The sequence below is a fragment of the Salmonella sp. 2020_1395 genome (assembly GCF_043848115.1).
GTDB lineage: Bacteria > Pseudomonadota > Gammaproteobacteria > Enterobacterales > Enterobacteriaceae > Salmonella > Salmonella enterica.
The window spans coordinates 15,481-29,442 of the sequence record NZ_JBCMFH010000006.1 but is presented as its reverse complement, the minus strand read 5'-3'; the positions used below and the strand labels follow the sequence as shown (position 1 = coordinate 29,442).

Sequence of the window (13,962 nt, the reverse complement as noted above, 5' to 3'; positions counted from 1 at the left end):
GATAATTTATCTGTTTTTTATTTATGAAATCAGGCTTGGCCTTTAAGGATTGAAACTATTTTTTCAAGAACTTTATCTTCACCTACTCCGGTAATGATTGGCAGACCACTAACAACCGGAATATCCAGTTCATAAGGAACTTTCGTTGTTGATACAACCAAAGCTGCACCATCGGTATTGTTTGGCAATGAGGCTACATTAGTTTGGGAATAATTAACATCAAGCCCATTGTCTTTACAATATTCCATTACTTTTTCTGCCACAGCCGTGGAAGTAGCAACACCCGTTGCGCAAACAAATAGTATCATTTTACTCATACTTCACCTCTTTCAGATATGCGTGTGTAAATTGACTGATAAATTTCATCATCATTCATGACCAGTAACTGCTGCATAAAATCCTCATCCTGGATCACATCCATAATCCAACCCAGTACGTTGAGCTGCTTATTGCTTTCACCTAAAGCAAGCATAAACACCACCCTGACAGGTACGGGATCTGGTTCCCCGCCCATATCTTCGAAATTGACGGGTTCTGCCAGTATTCCAACGCTAATGGCGTTTTGGCGAACATACTTGTGATCAGTATGTGGAATAGCGACGCCTACAGGCTCAACCGGTAGACCCGTTGGAAAATTCTGTTCTCGCGTAATGACGTGATCGGCAAAATCAGATACAACCATACCATCGTTAATTAACGGACTGGCAAGAGCCTTGATTATGTCATTCTGACTCACCTCTTTAGGGAGGTGGCGAACATAATGACGGCGAAAATGAATATCCTGCATAGATTCCTCTTTGCTAGTTAGGCATCCAGGCGCTGTAAAATAGTGCCAAGATAATATTTATTACCTTTTAACCAGACGTTACCAAAATCAATGGCCAATCCTCTAGAGAAAAATACCAACTGTTCCAAATGCAAAACAGGTGCGTCTTCACCAATATCAAGATAATGGCCTCGCTCATTACCAATTAATTTAGCTGCGTAACGGCTTTCAGAAAAACTTATTTTCTTATCAGATAATCTTTCTATTGCTGAAAATAAATTCTCCCTGGTAAAATCTACATCAATAATACCGGGGCAGAGATCAATGTTGATACGATTTTCAATCAACATGACTTTTTCATCGCCAATACAACGAAGGCGTTTAAGAAATAAAACATCTTGTCCCGGTTTGATACTCAGTTTCTCTGCTACAAAGCGGTTAGCGGGCTCCAGTCGGGAGGTTATAACACTGGTTGTGAAGTTTATCTTCTGGCTGGCTAAGGCTTCAGCAAAGGAGAGCAAACCTTCACCCAGTGGGTAAGCAACATTTTCCTTCTTTACGAAAGTTCCTTTACCCTGCACTTGCACAAGAACACCTTCCCGGACAAGTTGGTCAACCGCTTTTTTAACGGTACCGCGACTCACCTCCAGCATATCCATGATTTGAAACTCTGAAGGTATCCGGTCATCCTCAACCAATTCTCCGCTATAAATACTTTCCCTTATCCACTCCACAACCTGTTGATACAGTGGGATGTGTGAACTTTTACTCAATGTTTTCATGGTGCGCGCCTAAACATTTAGAGTTGTCTATAGACAATCATGTACAACTTCGAGTTTATGATAAGAAATTTTGAGACAGGAGGTATGGCAAGGAGTCACAGTTTTAGTGTTCAAAACAAGATCACATTTCCGTGATATATGTCACGGAAATGATGAGCTATAAGCCTCTGATGTTTTGGCGTCGTTAGCGGTTATTCGGTGCGTTACTTCTGTGGTTCACCCTTAGCAAATACGATGGCGGCTACGCTTTATTTAGTTAACGATGAATCGCGCCACCCGGCCGTTAATCGTGGCTCGCCGCCCTTGCCAGCCTCATTCATCTCGTCTTTTGTTAACGAGATAGTGAAGAGTATCAATGCAGCCAGTGGACACCCTCTTCCGGCTGAAAAAAGGCGTTATAGCGCAGTTGAAACGCGTTGATCTCCTGCATATCGGGTTCCATTTCGCGCAAAAAGCCCAGCGCCAGCCGTACCTGTGTATCGGTGATCGGCGCGGCTAAACGCGCTTTTTGCAGCAACCGATGCCACCGCTGCAAATTCTGATCGCCGCCATCGACAATCACCATTTGCCAGATCAGTAACACCTGAGCGGCATTTTGCAAATGCGACTCATCAGGGCGATGCAGATACTGTAAAAATTCACCGCCCGCCGTTTTACCCATTTGATCAATCATCGATTCTATCGGCACTACATCAATATTCAGACGTTCGCTCAAACGGCGAATCGCCCGGCGGGTATCCGATGTCAGCACCCGAAACCCCACAATAAACACCACCACAAACGTGGCCAGAATCAACCAAATCATGCGCACATCCGTCACCAAACAGGATGCCCATCATAACGGTAAATTTATAACTGTCGACGTTCTGGCCTGTCAGGATGTGATTTATTAACGCCTGTCTTCATTTACGCCAGACGCCGGATGTCCTGTCTGACGAACGCAAGGCATAAAAAAGCCCGGCGTTAAGCCGGGCAAAACGTTACCAAATGCACACATTTAAGCGATATTGACTTGCTGAATTTTTTTCTCACGGCGGATTTTGCGCTCTTCCATCACGGCGACCATCGCCATCAGGCAGATACAGCCGATCGCGGCGGCGTCCAGCGCGGCGAAGGTGCCCGCCCAGCCGGTCAGACCAAAAACGGGAGTGCCGTCGGCAATCATGCCCAGACCCAGCTTGGCAAAGCTATCGCCGATAAGATAAGCGAAGGTTCCTTTGATACCGTCCGCAGCGCCGATGGCTTTTTTCGGTACGAAACCGACAGCCGCCACGCCAATTAACAGCTGCGGCCCAAACACCAGGAAACCGAGCGCGAACAGCGAGGCCAGATAGACATACTGGTTGCTGGCGTGCTGGTAGACGCCGAGGGTGGCGATGATTAACGCCAGCGCCACACAGGCTACCAGCGCACGACGACCGTTCGCCAGGTCAGAGAGCCAGCCCCACAGCAACGTGCCGACCAGCGCGCCCACTTCAAACAAGGTAAAGCCCTGAATCGCCACTTCTTTGGAGAGCTTCAGTTCCTGGAAGGCGTAGACGGTTGACCACTGGTCGATACCAATACGCACCACATACAGGAAGATATTGGAGAAACACAGCAGCCAGATCACTTTGTTTTTCAACACATATTCAACAAAGATCTGCCACTTGGTCATTTCGTTTTCTTCAGTCTCTTTATCCTCTTCGCTGATCTCTTCGCCGAACAGTTCTTCAGCTTTGCCCAGACCGTAAGACTCCGGGGAGTCGCTGCCAAAACGCAGACCGATAAAGCCAACAATCAGCGCGATAATCGACGGGAAGATAAACATGCCGATGACGTGACCGTCGAACAGGTAGTTGGCGCCGAACAGCGCCACGCCTGCCGCGCCCGCGCCGCCGAGGTTGTGGGAGATATTCCAGAAGCCGAGAAAGGTGCCGCGTTTACGACGCGGAGTCCATTTGGTGATGGTCGAGTAGCTGCACGATCCGCCGGTACTCTGGAAGAAACCGCTCAGGGCATAGAAAGCGATCATCAGAAACAGACTGGTTGACCCCGCGCCCATACTGGCGCTGAAGCCGAGCATACAGATAGCGGAGAGGATCAACATAAACGGTAGAAACTGCTTGGTATTTTTACCGTCAGCGTAGTAGGAAACCAGCGTTTTCCCCACGCCGTAGGTGATCGAAAAGCCCAGGCCAATCATCCCCAGCTCGGTCATGCTCAACCCGTAGGTAGAGATCATGTCGTTCTGCGCGATGTTAAAGTTTTTGCGGATCAGGTACATGGTCAGGTAGCCGATAAAAACCACCAGATAGGACTGCATGAACGGCTTGAACCACATTTTACGCCGCACATCGAGCGGCAGATCCAGGGTCGGCTTGCGCACCTGGTTTAAGAAGGCCAGCATGGATTACTCCTGAGCTAATTTTTATACCTGCGAATGGCAGGCATTGTAAAAATCCACAGGAAAAGTGGCCTGCGACAGCGTCCAGGCAAAACCGGGAAAATTTCTTAGTTTTGCCCCATTCAGCGCAAAAAGGTGAGGTGCGTCACGCTTCGCTGGTCTCGCGTGGGGCCTGGGCGTTCAGAAATGGCAGCAGCAATAGCGCGGAGATCCCCGCCGCGATGGCGATGACCGCAAAAAAACCGGTCCAGTGCCAGATCTCCAGCACTTTCGCTAACGGCCAGCCGGAAAGCGACGCGCCGAGATAGGCGAACAGGCCGACAAAGCCGGTGGCCGCGCCCGCCGCCTCTTTATGCGAGCACTCCGCCGCCGCCATGCCAATGAGCATCTGCGGGCCGAAAACAAAGAAACCGGTGGTGAAGAAACAGGCCGCCTGCATCACGTAACTGGCGAACGGCATCAGCCACAGCGAACCCACAGAGAGCAGAATCCCGGCGGCGAAGATTAAATTCATCGGTCCGCGGTTGCCGTTGAAGAGTTTGTCCGAGCCCCAGCCCGCCACCAGCGCGCCGATAAATCCCCCCAGCTCAAACATCGATACTGCCGTGTTGGCCGTGACCAAATCCACGCCCAGCGTCTCGGACATATACAGGTTGCCCCAGTCATTGATCGCCGCACGCACCACGTACACTAAGACGTAACACAGCGAAAGCAGCCAGATATAGGGATTCAACAGCACATATTTAGCGAGGATTTCTTTGCGGCTTAGCCCCGCGCCCTCTTGCTGTTGGGCGACCTCCAGCGCATCGTGCCGCCAGTCGCCTACCGGCGGTAAACCAATCGCCTGCGGACGGTCGCGCAGCCGCCAGCAGAGGACCATGCCCACCCCGATGGCAAGCAATCCGGCCACCATCATCCCGACACGCCAGCCATAATGCAGGGCGACAGCGGCAATAACGAGAGGGATCAGCGCCCCGCCGACATTGTGCGCGGTGTTCCATAACGCCCACCAGCCGCCGCGTTCGGTACGCGAGTACCAGGCGGTCAGCAAACGGGCGCAAACCGGCGATCCAAACCCCTGGAAAAAGGCATTCAACGCCCATAGCAGAGCAAAGGCCCACAGCGAGGTCGAGAAGCCGAACAGAATATTCACTACGCCGGTCGCAATCAGCCCGATGCCCATAAAATAGCGAGCGTTAGAGCGATCGCTAACGATGCCGGAAACAAATTTCGACACCCCGTAGGTGATGTAAAACAGCGTCGCCAGCAGGCCGATATCGCTGCGACTCAGAATGCCGCTGGCAAGGATTTCCGGCGCGGCGGCGTTAAAGCTTTTACGGGTGAAATAGAACAGCGCGTAACCCAACCAAATGGTGATCAGGATGTGCCGCCGCCAGTAGCGATAGCGGGCGTCAACCTCGTGCTTATCGGTGATGAGCGGCGCGTTGGCCGGGGCTTTTAAAAACGAAAGCATTATCCTTCCTTAAACGTAACGCTGGGGCAACGAGACGCTCACCCGCGTACCGTGGGTACAAGAGATGGTTAGCGTCCCGCCGAGCGCCGACACGCGTTCGCGCATTCCGGTCAGGCCGAAGCCCTGCTGCTGAGAGCCCGGCGGCAGGCCGCTGCCGTCATCCTCAATCACCAACATCAGCCGCTCATCCTGCTGCCAGCCCTGGAGCGTCACCGCGCTGGCATTGGCATGTTTTACGATGTTATTCAGCCCTTCCTGACAGACGCGAAACAGCGTCACGCGCTGACTTTCACTCAGCGCCGTTTCGTCAATTCGCCAGTCGAGGTGACTGACAATACCGCGGCTTTCCAGCTCCATTTCGCGCAGCAGCGAACGGATGGCCTGCGCCAGCGTTAAGTCGTCTAGCTGGCGCGGGCGCAAGCGCCCCAGCAGGCGACGCACGGCGTCATACACGCCCAGCGAAAGCTGCTCGATAAGTTGCCCGCTCTGCTTCACGCCGCCGTTATCCGCCGCCAGTCGTTGCACAATGCCCGCCTGGGTTCGAATCGCGGTGATGGTCTGCCCGATGTCATCGTGAAGCTCACGCGCAACATCGCGCCGCACGCTCTCTTCGGTCTCCAGAAGACGCTCCGCCAGCCGATGGTTGCGCGCCAGCTCCTTTTGCAACGACTGGTTCAGCTCGCGCAGACGCTGAATGCCCGCGCCAAGCAGTAGCCCGGTCAGGCTTTGCGCCAACAGCGAAAGTAATAAATCGACGGGATGATCGTGCCAGGTCTGGCTGGCGATCAGCGCGATAGCGTTCATCAGTGTGGCAATGAGCGCGCCCTGCCAGCCATAATGCCAGGCGAGCGCGATAATCGGCAACGCCAGGCAGAACGGCGTGAAGCGCGAAAGTTCAGCAGGTAAACCCAGTTGCAGCCACAGACTGACGATAAACAGCAGCAGATACCAGATCAGATGCCGCCCGCGCCAGTTTACCGGCTGCGACACCAGCGATGGTCCCAGCGGCAGCCAGGTAGTGCTGGTGAGATAGTGCCAGAAAACCAGGCAGATGGGGGCCAGCGTCAGACCACCCGTGAGGGTCAGCAGTAGCGCGTTCCATGCCGCTTCCCCCTGCCACAGCCAGGGCAGGGATTGCAGTAGCGCCGCGGCGGTGAGGGCCGCGCCCTGAAGCAATAACGTGCGCCAGTCGCGCTGATGGCGGTAACGCGAAGTCAGCGCCACGGGCAGTAGCGTCAACACACTACCGATCATCAAAAGCGGCAGATGGGCCAACGCAACTTCCTGCGCCAACCAGTACACCAGCAGCCACTCCGCGCCCAGCAATACTGGCCAGTATCCGCGCGGGCATTGCAGCATAAGTCCCAGGCGCAGGCCGAAGGGAAAGAGTAGCGCCGCCAGCTCCGGGCGCTCTACCAGATGCAGGCTGATGCTCCACAGGCAGAACCATGCGGCGGAGAAAATAAAAAAGCAGGCAACAACGGTGATTAAACGGGAAAAAAAGGTGTTCATTACCAACCATCAAACATGCGATGCGCCAGTTCAACGTCATTGCTGACGCCTAATTTTTCCAGCAGATTCGCGCGATGGACATGCACCGTTTTTGGCGACAACCCCAGCTCGGCGGCAATCTCTTTTACCGCCATACCTTGGGCGAGTTTTTCCGCCACCTGACGCTCGCGTTTGGTCAGCGGATCTTGCCGACCCGCCGCCAGTTTCACGGCAATATCGGGGGTCAAATAGCAGCCGCCCGTCGCCACCGTATGCACCGCGGCGATCAGTTCATCCGGACTACAGCGTTTAGAGAGGAAACCGCGCGCGCCGGCGTTCAACGCCTGTTCCACCAGCGCCGGGCTATCGTGAACCGAGAGCATGATCGTCGCCATCCCTTTTGGCAGTTGGCTTAGCAGCTCCAGTCCGGAAATATCCGGCATCGAGATATCGCAGATACACACCTGTACGCCGCGCCCCGGCAAGCCTGCCAACGCTTCGCGCCCGGAACCAAATTCGGCGACCACCTGCAAATCAGGTTCCAGCCCCAGTAGCTGTGCAAAGCCGGAGCGGACGATAAGGTGGTCGTCGATAAGGGCAACGGTAATCATGGGTTCTGTCCTGATGGATAAAAAAAACGCGCTTACCTTAACGATAAGCGCGCGGCTGTTCAAGCCTTGAGCGGTCAGACAATGCCTGTCGTGACGGTGAACGTCCGGGTTTGCTGCGGTTCCAGTTGAAGCAAGGTTCCATTTCGCTGCGCCGCGAGAAAACCTTCAGGCCGACAGGTCGCGGGCAGGGCAAAGGCGGCTACCTGCTGATCGCCGTTATAAAGAATCCAGCGGGTCACGTAATTCAGCTCCGCGCTGGCGAAACGTGTCACGAACGTGGTGCCATCCGGGGCGATCATACTGAATTCCGGGGTATCCGTATACCTGTCCAGTTCATCGGCGAAGAACACGATTTCCGGGTCGTAAAAGCCAGGCTCGTTGAGCGTTGCCAGCGAGGCTTCACCCTGCAAAAGTCGTTGATTAAACGCCAGCCACTGCGCCGTGGGTTTGACATGCGCCGGCACCGACTCGCGTAGCTTCAGCGCGGTATCCGGGATATTCTGGCGGAACGTGGCGTTCGGCACATAGGCATAGTTCATGTGGCACATGTACTGTAGCGGCATGGCGACTGAAGCCAGGTTAGTCACGGTCATCTGAATATCAAACAGCGCGCTTGCTTTACGCATTACCACCGCAGGTTGCGCCTGATAATGATGACCGAACCCCATCACATACTCGTAGCGCCCGGTCACGCGCAGACTGTCGCCCTCTAACTCCAGCCAGGCGTCGTCCATAGCAGCGCAGGGCATCTCGCCGTGCAGCGGATGTGTATCTTCCGGCGACGGGCAGCCATTCGCCAATAGTCCGGAATGGAAAGCAAAGCAACCATACGTTGCCACCACTTCCGCAGCCGGCTTCGGCTGGCGGAACATGTTGCGCATAGTCAGATCATGACCGTCAAACTGCGCGTCCCAAATCATCTGCCCCATCCAGGGCAGAATCACCAGATGACCGCGGCTGTTTTGTATTTTCAGTCCTTCCACGCCGCTGGCGTAACGAAACGCCGTAACCGTAAAATCATCATTTTCCAGCAAGATACGCGGCTGCTCGCTAAAAAGCTCCCGCCATAATGTAATACGTGTTGTCATGGTTGATCTCCTCAGGACGCGGCGACTTCAGCCAGGTTGCCGCGTACTTTGCTTTCGCGCCAGAAGTAAACGCCAACGTAAACAAAGCACAGCATGGAAACCAGGAATGAGAGCTGTAGCGAGTGGAACATGTCCGCCACGTAGCCCTGAATCGCGGGAACTACCGCCGCGCCGACAATCGCCATCACGATCACCGCCCCCGCCATTTCGGTATGTTCGTTATCGACGGTATCGAGCGTTCCGGCATAAATGGTCGCCCAGCAGGGGCCAAACAGAACACTGACCAGCACCGCCACGTATACCGCGCTAAAGCTGGGCGCCAGCGCCACATAGGCCAGGAACAGCGCGCCGATCACAGAGTAAAGGATCAGGACTTTTTCCGGGTTAAAGCGTGTCATCAGAATGTTGGCGATAAACTTGCCGATAAAAAAGCAGGCGAAGCTGTAGACCATAAAGGTAGAGGCATCGCGCTCATTGATATCGCCTAACTCCAGCGCCAGACGGATAGTGAACGACCAGACCGCCACCTGCATTCCCACATACAGGAACTGCGCCACAATACCGCGACGGAAGCGGGCGTTGCTGGCGAGATAGCGTAGCGTATCCAGCGCCGAGGGACGTTTATGACTCGCGGTTTGCGCGACTTTACAGGTCGGGAAACGCGTCAGCAGGAACAGTACCATCACCACTACCAGGACCATAATCATGTACTTATAGGGTTCCAGAGTGTTTTCCAGCATCAGCACCTTGAAGTTGTGGACTTGCTCGGCATTCATGCCCGCCATCTGTTTTTCCAGGCTTTCCCCTTCGGAAAAGACCAGATATTTACCCAATAAAATGCCTGCCGCCGCGCCGATCGGATAAAAGGTCTGGCTGATATTCAGCCGCAGCGTGGCGTAGGCTTTCGGCCCGATCATCGAACTGTAGGTATTCGCCGCCGTTTCCAGGAAACTCAGGCCAATCGCAATGGCGAAAATCGCCGCGAGGAACATGGTGTAGGTCGCCATGTGCGACGCCGGGAAAAAGAGCGTACAGCCGACAATGTATAGCGTCAGGCCGATAAGTATCGCCACTTTATAACTGGTTTTTTTAATGACCAGCGAGGCCGGAATAGCAATTAAAAAATAACCGCCATAAAAGGCGCTTTGTACTAATGCCGAAGCAAAGTTGCTCAGCGAAAATACACTTTTAAATTGCGTAATCAGAATATCATTTAACGCGGCTGCGCATCCCCATAATGGGAATAAACAGGATAACAAAATAAACTGGAACAGAGGTGTCTTATTCAGATACCCGTCGGGCATCTGAACGATGTTTTTATCGTTCATAGTGCTACCTTTAACAGTGCAGGGTGATTGTTATTCGTTCAACGAAAGATACTCATTAAATTGCTCAATGCTTGGATAAGAGGATTGGGTGCCTTTCCCGGTGACGCTGAAAGCGGCAAAAAGAACGGCTTTTTTCATGGCGGCTTCCACATCCCCGCTCTGGACGTAGTAATGCGCGAAACAGCCGATAAAGGCATCGCCCGCGCCGCTGGTATCGACAGCGTTCACTCTAAACGCCGGAACATGGACTTCCTGGTCACGCGTCATCCACAGCGCGCCTTTCTCACCCATGGTGACGATAATATTGTTCAGCCCTTTATCTACCAGCGAACGTGCCGCTGCGCGAATATGGTCATAGGTATCCACTGGCATACCGGTTAATATTTCCAGCTCGGTTTCATTGGGTACAAAGAAATCGCATTTACAGGCATAAGACATATCTAATTCCCGTAATGCTGGCGCAGGGTTTAATAACACTTCAATCCCGTGTTTCTTGCCAAATTCTATTGCGTGATAAACCGTTTCAAGCTGAACTTCCAGTTGCAGAACAATAAGCTGGCATTTTTTTAAATCTTCCGCCGCGCGATCGATATCTTCCGGCGAGAGAAACTTGTTAGCGCCTTTGATGATCAGAATGCTGTTGCTGGAGTTGGCGTTGACGAAAATCGGCGCTACGCCGCTGCTGGTACACGGTACTTTTTCTACATACGTCGTATTGATCCCCCAGGATTCGAGATTACGAATGGTGTTGTCGGCAAAAATATCGTCGCCCACTTTGGTCAACATCAATACTTTTGAATTGAGCTTAGCGGCCGCCACGGCCTGGTTCGCCCCTTTTCCGCCGCAGCCGATTTTAAACGCCGGCGCTTCCAGAGTTTCCCCTTCTTTGGGCATCTGGTTGGTGTAGGTGATAAGGTCCACCATGTTAGAGCCAATAACCGCGATATCCATTTTACTCCCTCTCAGAAATCGTCACACGACAATGATATTAAAATAACATTATCATGTTACTTCCGTATCATTTGTGACTATGATCGCGATTAGAGGATCATTTTGCCATTTACTGCGTGAACAATCCCTGGCGGAACAAATCATTTTTAGGGTTACAATTTACTGAAAATTAACTATTTATTGTTATAAAACGCGAATAAACCCACTTTTATTTCCTGACGGCCAGACGTATAGTAGTGCCACACTGTAATGTTCTCAGAAACACATAAATGTTACTGATGGAACATAACAACATGATTTGCGGAGAGGGTGAATGGAGACCAAGCAAAAAGAACGTATCCGACGCTTGATGGAGTTACTGAAAAAGACCGATCGAATCCATCTGAAAGACGCCGCGCGGATGCTGGAAGTTTCGGTGATGACCATTCGCCGCGATCTCAGCCAGGATGATGACCCTTTACCGCTGACGCTGCTCGGCGGCTATATCGTCATGGTAAATAAGCCTACGTCTTCAACCAATATGCCGCTGCCGGCGAAAAAGACGCATCATAGGGACGACCTTCCCGTTGCGATCCTGGCCGCCGGCCTGGTGCGTGAAAACGATTTGGTTTTTTTTGATAACGGTCCGGAAATGCCATTAGTTATCAGCATGATACCGGATGATATTACCTTTACCGGGATTTGCTACTCGCATCGGGTATTTATCGCGCTGAATGAAAAGCCTAATGCCACGGCGATTTTGTGCGGCGGCACCTATCGGGCCAAGAGCGATGCCTTTTATGATGCCAATAATCCTTCGGCGCTGGATTCGCTCAATCCGCGCAAAGTGTTTATTTCCGCCAGCGGCGTACATGAACATTTTGGCGTGAGCTGGTTTAACCCGGATGATCTTGCCGCCAAACGTAAAGCGATGGAGCGCGGTCTGCGCAAAATTTTGCTGGCGCGTCACGCCCTGTTTGATGAGGTCGCGCCTGCCAGCATTGGTCCGCTTTCTGCCTTTGATGTCCTGATTAGCGATCGCCCATTACCGACAGATTATGCCGCTCACTGTCGGAATGGTTCCGTCAAAGTCATCACGCCTGATTCGGAAAGTGAATAACTTACTCAAAAAAGACGGCAATTTTATTGAACATGGTGGGATCGGACTGGTTTCGTACCACCTTCGCCACGTCTTCCAGTTTATCGATCTGACTGATCATCTGTTCAAGCCGCTGATCGTCATTGACCAGAAGCCAGATGCGGCTCTGATCGCTGCCCTGAATCGGTAAACAGAGAATACCCTCAACGTTGAAAGCGCGTCGGGCGAACAGCCCGCAGACGTGGGTCATCACGCCAGGATGGTTGCGAACGGTCAGCTCCAGAATAACGTTATCATGTGATTGTTTCTGCATGGCTTATTCCCCCACCATCTCTGTATTTGCCGCGCCCGGCGGCACCATCGGATACACTTTTTCTTCTGCATCAATGCGCACATGGATCAACGCCGGTCCAGGACGACGAATGATAGCCTGCAACGCCGCCTGCGGATCGGCTTCGTTATTCAAATCACAGGTATCCAGACCAAACCCGGCGGCAATCTGCATAAAGTTGATGCTTCCCGGATAGGTTGCCGCAAAAACGCCCTGTTTATAGAACAGACTCTGTTGCTGATGTACCAGTCCCAGCGCGTCGTTATTCATCAGGATAATTTTCACATCCAACTGGTTTTCACTGGCGGTAGCCATCTCCTGAATATTCATCATCAAACTACCGTCGCCGGAAAAACACAGTACCTTGTGGCCCGGATTCGCCAGCGCCGCGCCAATCGCCGCGGGCAGACCAAACCCCATGGTGCCCAGCCCGCCGGAAGTCAGCCACTGACGCGGACGGTTGAGCGGATAAGCCTGCGCGGTCCACATCTGATGCTGACCTACGTCAGTGGTAATAATCGCGTTGTCGTCCACACAGGCGGCGACCGCATTAATCAGCCCATAGTGACTAAGCGGGTTATTTTCCTGGGGAATACTGCAAGGGAATTCTTGCTGCAAGTCCGCCACCAACTGATGCCATGCTTCCCGCGGCTGTGCCTCGATATGGGGAATTAACTGTGCCAGTACATCATCGACATCCGCCTGAATAGCCACATGCGGCTGCTTGATTTTGCCTAACTCGGCGCGATCGATATCCACATGGATGATTTTGGCATTCGGACAAAACTGCTCCGTTTTGCCAATCGCCCGGTCATCAAAACGCGCGCCCAGGACAATCAGTAAATCGGCCTCTTGCAGAATAAAATTGGTACTGCGCGCGCCGTGCATCCCCAGCATTCCTAACGACAGCGGATGCGCCTTAGGCAGCATTCCCAGCGCCATTAAGGTCATTGTCGTCGGCAGTTGCGCTTTTTCCGCCAGTTCGCGCACGCGTGTCGGCGCATTGATCACGCCGCCGCCCAGATACAGCACCGGACGCTTCGCCGCGTTAATCATTGCGGCGGCCTCGCGGATACTCTCCGCGCTAAACTCCGGCGGGGGTGATTTTTCCGCCGGCGACGGCAACGCATCCAGCTCAATTGTCGCCGTCTGCACATCTTTAGGAACGTCTATCCACACCGGGCCGGGACGCCCCGACTGCGCCAGACGAAAAGCATCGCTCATCACCTGAGGCAGCTCGTTGATATTTCTGACCAGATAGTTGTGCTTGGTGATGGGGATAGAGATACCGTAGGTATCCACTTCCTGAAACGCGTCAGTACCGATCATGGACGCCGGAACTTGCCCGGTAATGCAGATTAACGGAATGGAATCCAGGCGCGCATCGGCAATAGCCGTGACCAGATTGGTCGCGCCCGGCCCGCTACAGGCCATACAAACAGCAGGTTTACCCTCCGTTCGCGCCATCCCCTGCGCAATAAACCCCGCGCCTTGTTCGTGGCGCGCCAGAATATGACGAATTTGCGTGCTTTGGCTTAACGCGTCGTAAACGGGGAGGATCGAACCACCAGGAATGCCGGTGACGATACGAATCCCCTGGCGCTCCAGAAAATGAACAATAAATTCCGCGCCCGTAAAGCGCTGAGGTGTAGATGTTGTGCCCGAACTTGCCATGC

Annotated in this window: 14 protein-coding genes; 1 reads left to right on the top strand and 13 read right to left on the bottom strand. The window is 53.0% G+C overall.

The window, feature by feature from the left end:
• Positions 1-29: 29 nt before the first annotated feature.
• From ACH0WD_RS11175 to rbsK, 11 genes are all read right to left on the bottom strand, one after another.
• A complete protein-coding gene (locus ACH0WD_RS11175; RefSeq protein WP_000041396.1) occupies positions 30-317 on the bottom strand; it encodes a PTS sugar transporter subunit IIB in 288 nt (95 codons plus the stop codon).
• On the bottom strand, positions 314-787 hold the full coding sequence (locus ACH0WD_RS11170; protein WP_001152234.1) for a PTS sugar transporter subunit IIA: 474 nt from the start codon (positions 785-787) through the stop codon (positions 314-316). The genes ACH0WD_RS11175 and ACH0WD_RS11170 overlap by 4 nt, the downstream gene beginning before the upstream one ends.
• A gap of 17 nt (positions 788-804) precedes the next feature.
• Positions 805-1,548, bottom strand: coding sequence for a GntR family transcriptional regulator (locus tag ACH0WD_RS11165; protein ID WP_000854956.1), 744 nt, complete (start codon positions 1,546-1,548; stop codon positions 805-807).
• Between the two features lie 352 nt (positions 1,549-1,900).
• Positions 1,901-2,353, bottom strand: a complete 453-nt coding sequence (locus ACH0WD_RS11160; protein ID WP_001519640.1) for a DUF1198 domain-containing protein — start codon at positions 2,351-2,353, stop codon at positions 1,901-1,903.
• A gap of 192 nt (positions 2,354-2,545) precedes the next feature.
• Positions 2,546-3,937, bottom strand: a complete 1,392-nt coding sequence (uhpT, locus tag ACH0WD_RS11155; protein WP_000879181.1) for a hexose-6-phosphate:phosphate antiporter — start codon at positions 3,935-3,937, stop codon at positions 2,546-2,548.
• 142 nt (positions 3,938-4,079) lie between these two features.
• Entirely contained in the window at positions 4,080-5,408 is a 1,329-nt protein-coding gene (locus tag ACH0WD_RS11150; RefSeq protein WP_000948161.1) for an MFS transporter, read from the bottom strand.
• A gap of 9 nt (positions 5,409-5,417) precedes the next feature.
• Complete coding sequence (gene uhpB, locus ACH0WD_RS11145; protein ID WP_001091265.1) at positions 5,418-6,920, bottom strand: signal transduction histidine-protein kinase/phosphatase UhpB; 1,503 nt, start codon at positions 6,918-6,920, stop codon at positions 5,418-5,420.
• Positions 6,920-7,510: a transcriptional regulator UhpA gene (gene uhpA / locus ACH0WD_RS11140; RefSeq protein WP_000633672.1), complete on the bottom strand. Its 591-nt coding sequence runs from the start codon at positions 7,508-7,510 to the stop codon at positions 6,920-6,922. The genes uhpB and uhpA overlap by 1 nt, the downstream gene beginning before the upstream one ends.
• A gap of 74 nt (positions 7,511-7,584) precedes the next feature.
• Positions 7,585-8,598 (bottom strand): aldose 1-epimerase family protein, encoded by a 1,014-nt coding sequence (locus ACH0WD_RS11135; RefSeq protein WP_000213206.1) that lies wholly within the window; start codon positions 8,596-8,598, stop codon positions 7,585-7,587.
• Positions 8,599-8,609: 11 nt separating this feature from the next.
• Positions 8,610-9,926 carry an L-fucose:H+ symporter permease gene (gene fucP / locus ACH0WD_RS11130; RefSeq protein ID WP_000998359.1) on the bottom strand — a complete coding sequence of 439 codons (1,317 nt, stop codon included), beginning with the start codon at positions 9,924-9,926 and terminating at the stop codon, positions 8,610-8,612.
• A gap of 30 nt (positions 9,927-9,956) precedes the next feature.
• Entirely contained in the window at positions 9,957-10,877 is a 921-nt protein-coding gene (gene rbsK, locus ACH0WD_RS11125; RefSeq protein ID WP_000350272.1) for a ribokinase, read from the bottom strand.
• A 313-nt stretch (positions 10,878-11,190) separates the two neighbouring features.
• Between rbsK and ACH0WD_RS11120 the strand changes: the two genes are divergently transcribed.
• Complete coding sequence (locus ACH0WD_RS11120) at positions 11,191-11,976, top strand: DeoR family transcriptional regulator (RefSeq protein ID WP_000448641.1); 786 nt, start codon at positions 11,191-11,193, stop codon at positions 11,974-11,976.
• Position 11,977: 1 nt separating this feature from the next.
• On the opposite strand, the gene ilvN is transcribed toward ACH0WD_RS11120, so the two are convergent.
• Entirely contained in the window at positions 11,978-12,268 is a 291-nt protein-coding gene (gene ilvN / locus ACH0WD_RS11115) for an acetolactate synthase small subunit (RefSeq protein WP_001171826.1), read from the bottom strand.
• A gap of 3 nt (positions 12,269-12,271) precedes the next feature.
• Positions 12,272-13,960: an acetolactate synthase large subunit gene (gene ilvB, locus ACH0WD_RS11110; RefSeq protein WP_000168438.1), complete on the bottom strand. Its 1,689-nt coding sequence runs from the start codon at positions 13,958-13,960 to the stop codon at positions 12,272-12,274.
• Positions 13,961-13,962 lie beyond the last annotated feature (2 nt).

Coding starts and splice junctions, on each gene's coding strand:
- ACH0WD_RS11165 (WP_000854956.1), bottom strand. CDS start 1,548: ATGAAAACATTGAGTAAAAGTTCACACATCCCACTGTATCAACAGGTT.
- ACH0WD_RS11160 (WP_001519640.1), bottom strand. CDS start 2,353: ATGATTTGGTTGATTCTGGCCACGTTTGTGGTGGTGTTTATTGTGGGG.
- ACH0WD_RS11150 (WP_000948161.1), bottom strand. CDS start 5,408: ATGCTTTCGTTTTTAAAAGCCCCGGCCAACGCGCCGCTCATCACCGAT.
- ilvB (WP_000168438.1), bottom strand. CDS start 13,960: ATGGCAAGTTCGGGCACAACATCTACACCTCAGCGCTTTACGGGCGCG.
- uhpB (WP_001091265.1), bottom strand. CDS start 6,920: ATGAACACCTTTTTTTCCCGTTTAATCACCGTTGTTGCCTGCTTTTTT.
- ACH0WD_RS11170 (WP_001152234.1), bottom strand. CDS start 787: ATGCAGGATATTCATTTTCGCCGTCATTATGTTCGCCACCTCCCTAAA.
- ACH0WD_RS11175 (WP_000041396.1), bottom strand. CDS start 317: ATGAGTAAAATGATACTATTTGTTTGCGCAACGGGTGTTGCTACTTCC.
- uhpA (WP_000633672.1), bottom strand. CDS start 7,510: ATGATTACCGTTGCCCTTATCGACGACCACCTTATCGTCCGCTCCGGC.
- ilvN (WP_001171826.1), bottom strand. CDS start 12,268: ATGCAGAAACAATCACATGATAACGTTATTCTGGAGCTGACCGTTCGC.
- ACH0WD_RS11120 (WP_000448641.1), top strand. CDS start 11,191: ATGGAGACCAAGCAAAAAGAACGTATCCGACGCTTGATGGAGTTACTG.
- ACH0WD_RS11135 (WP_000213206.1), bottom strand. CDS start 8,598: ATGACAACACGTATTACATTATGGCGGGAGCTTTTTAGCGAGCAGCCG.
- fucP (WP_000998359.1), bottom strand. CDS start 9,926: ATGAACGATAAAAACATCGTTCAGATGCCCGACGGGTATCTGAATAAG.
- uhpT (WP_000879181.1), bottom strand. CDS start 3,937: ATGCTGGCCTTCTTAAACCAGGTGCGCAAGCCGACCCTGGATCTGCCG.
- rbsK (WP_000350272.1), bottom strand. CDS start 10,877: ATGGATATCGCGGTTATTGGCTCTAACATGGTGGACCTTATCACCTAC.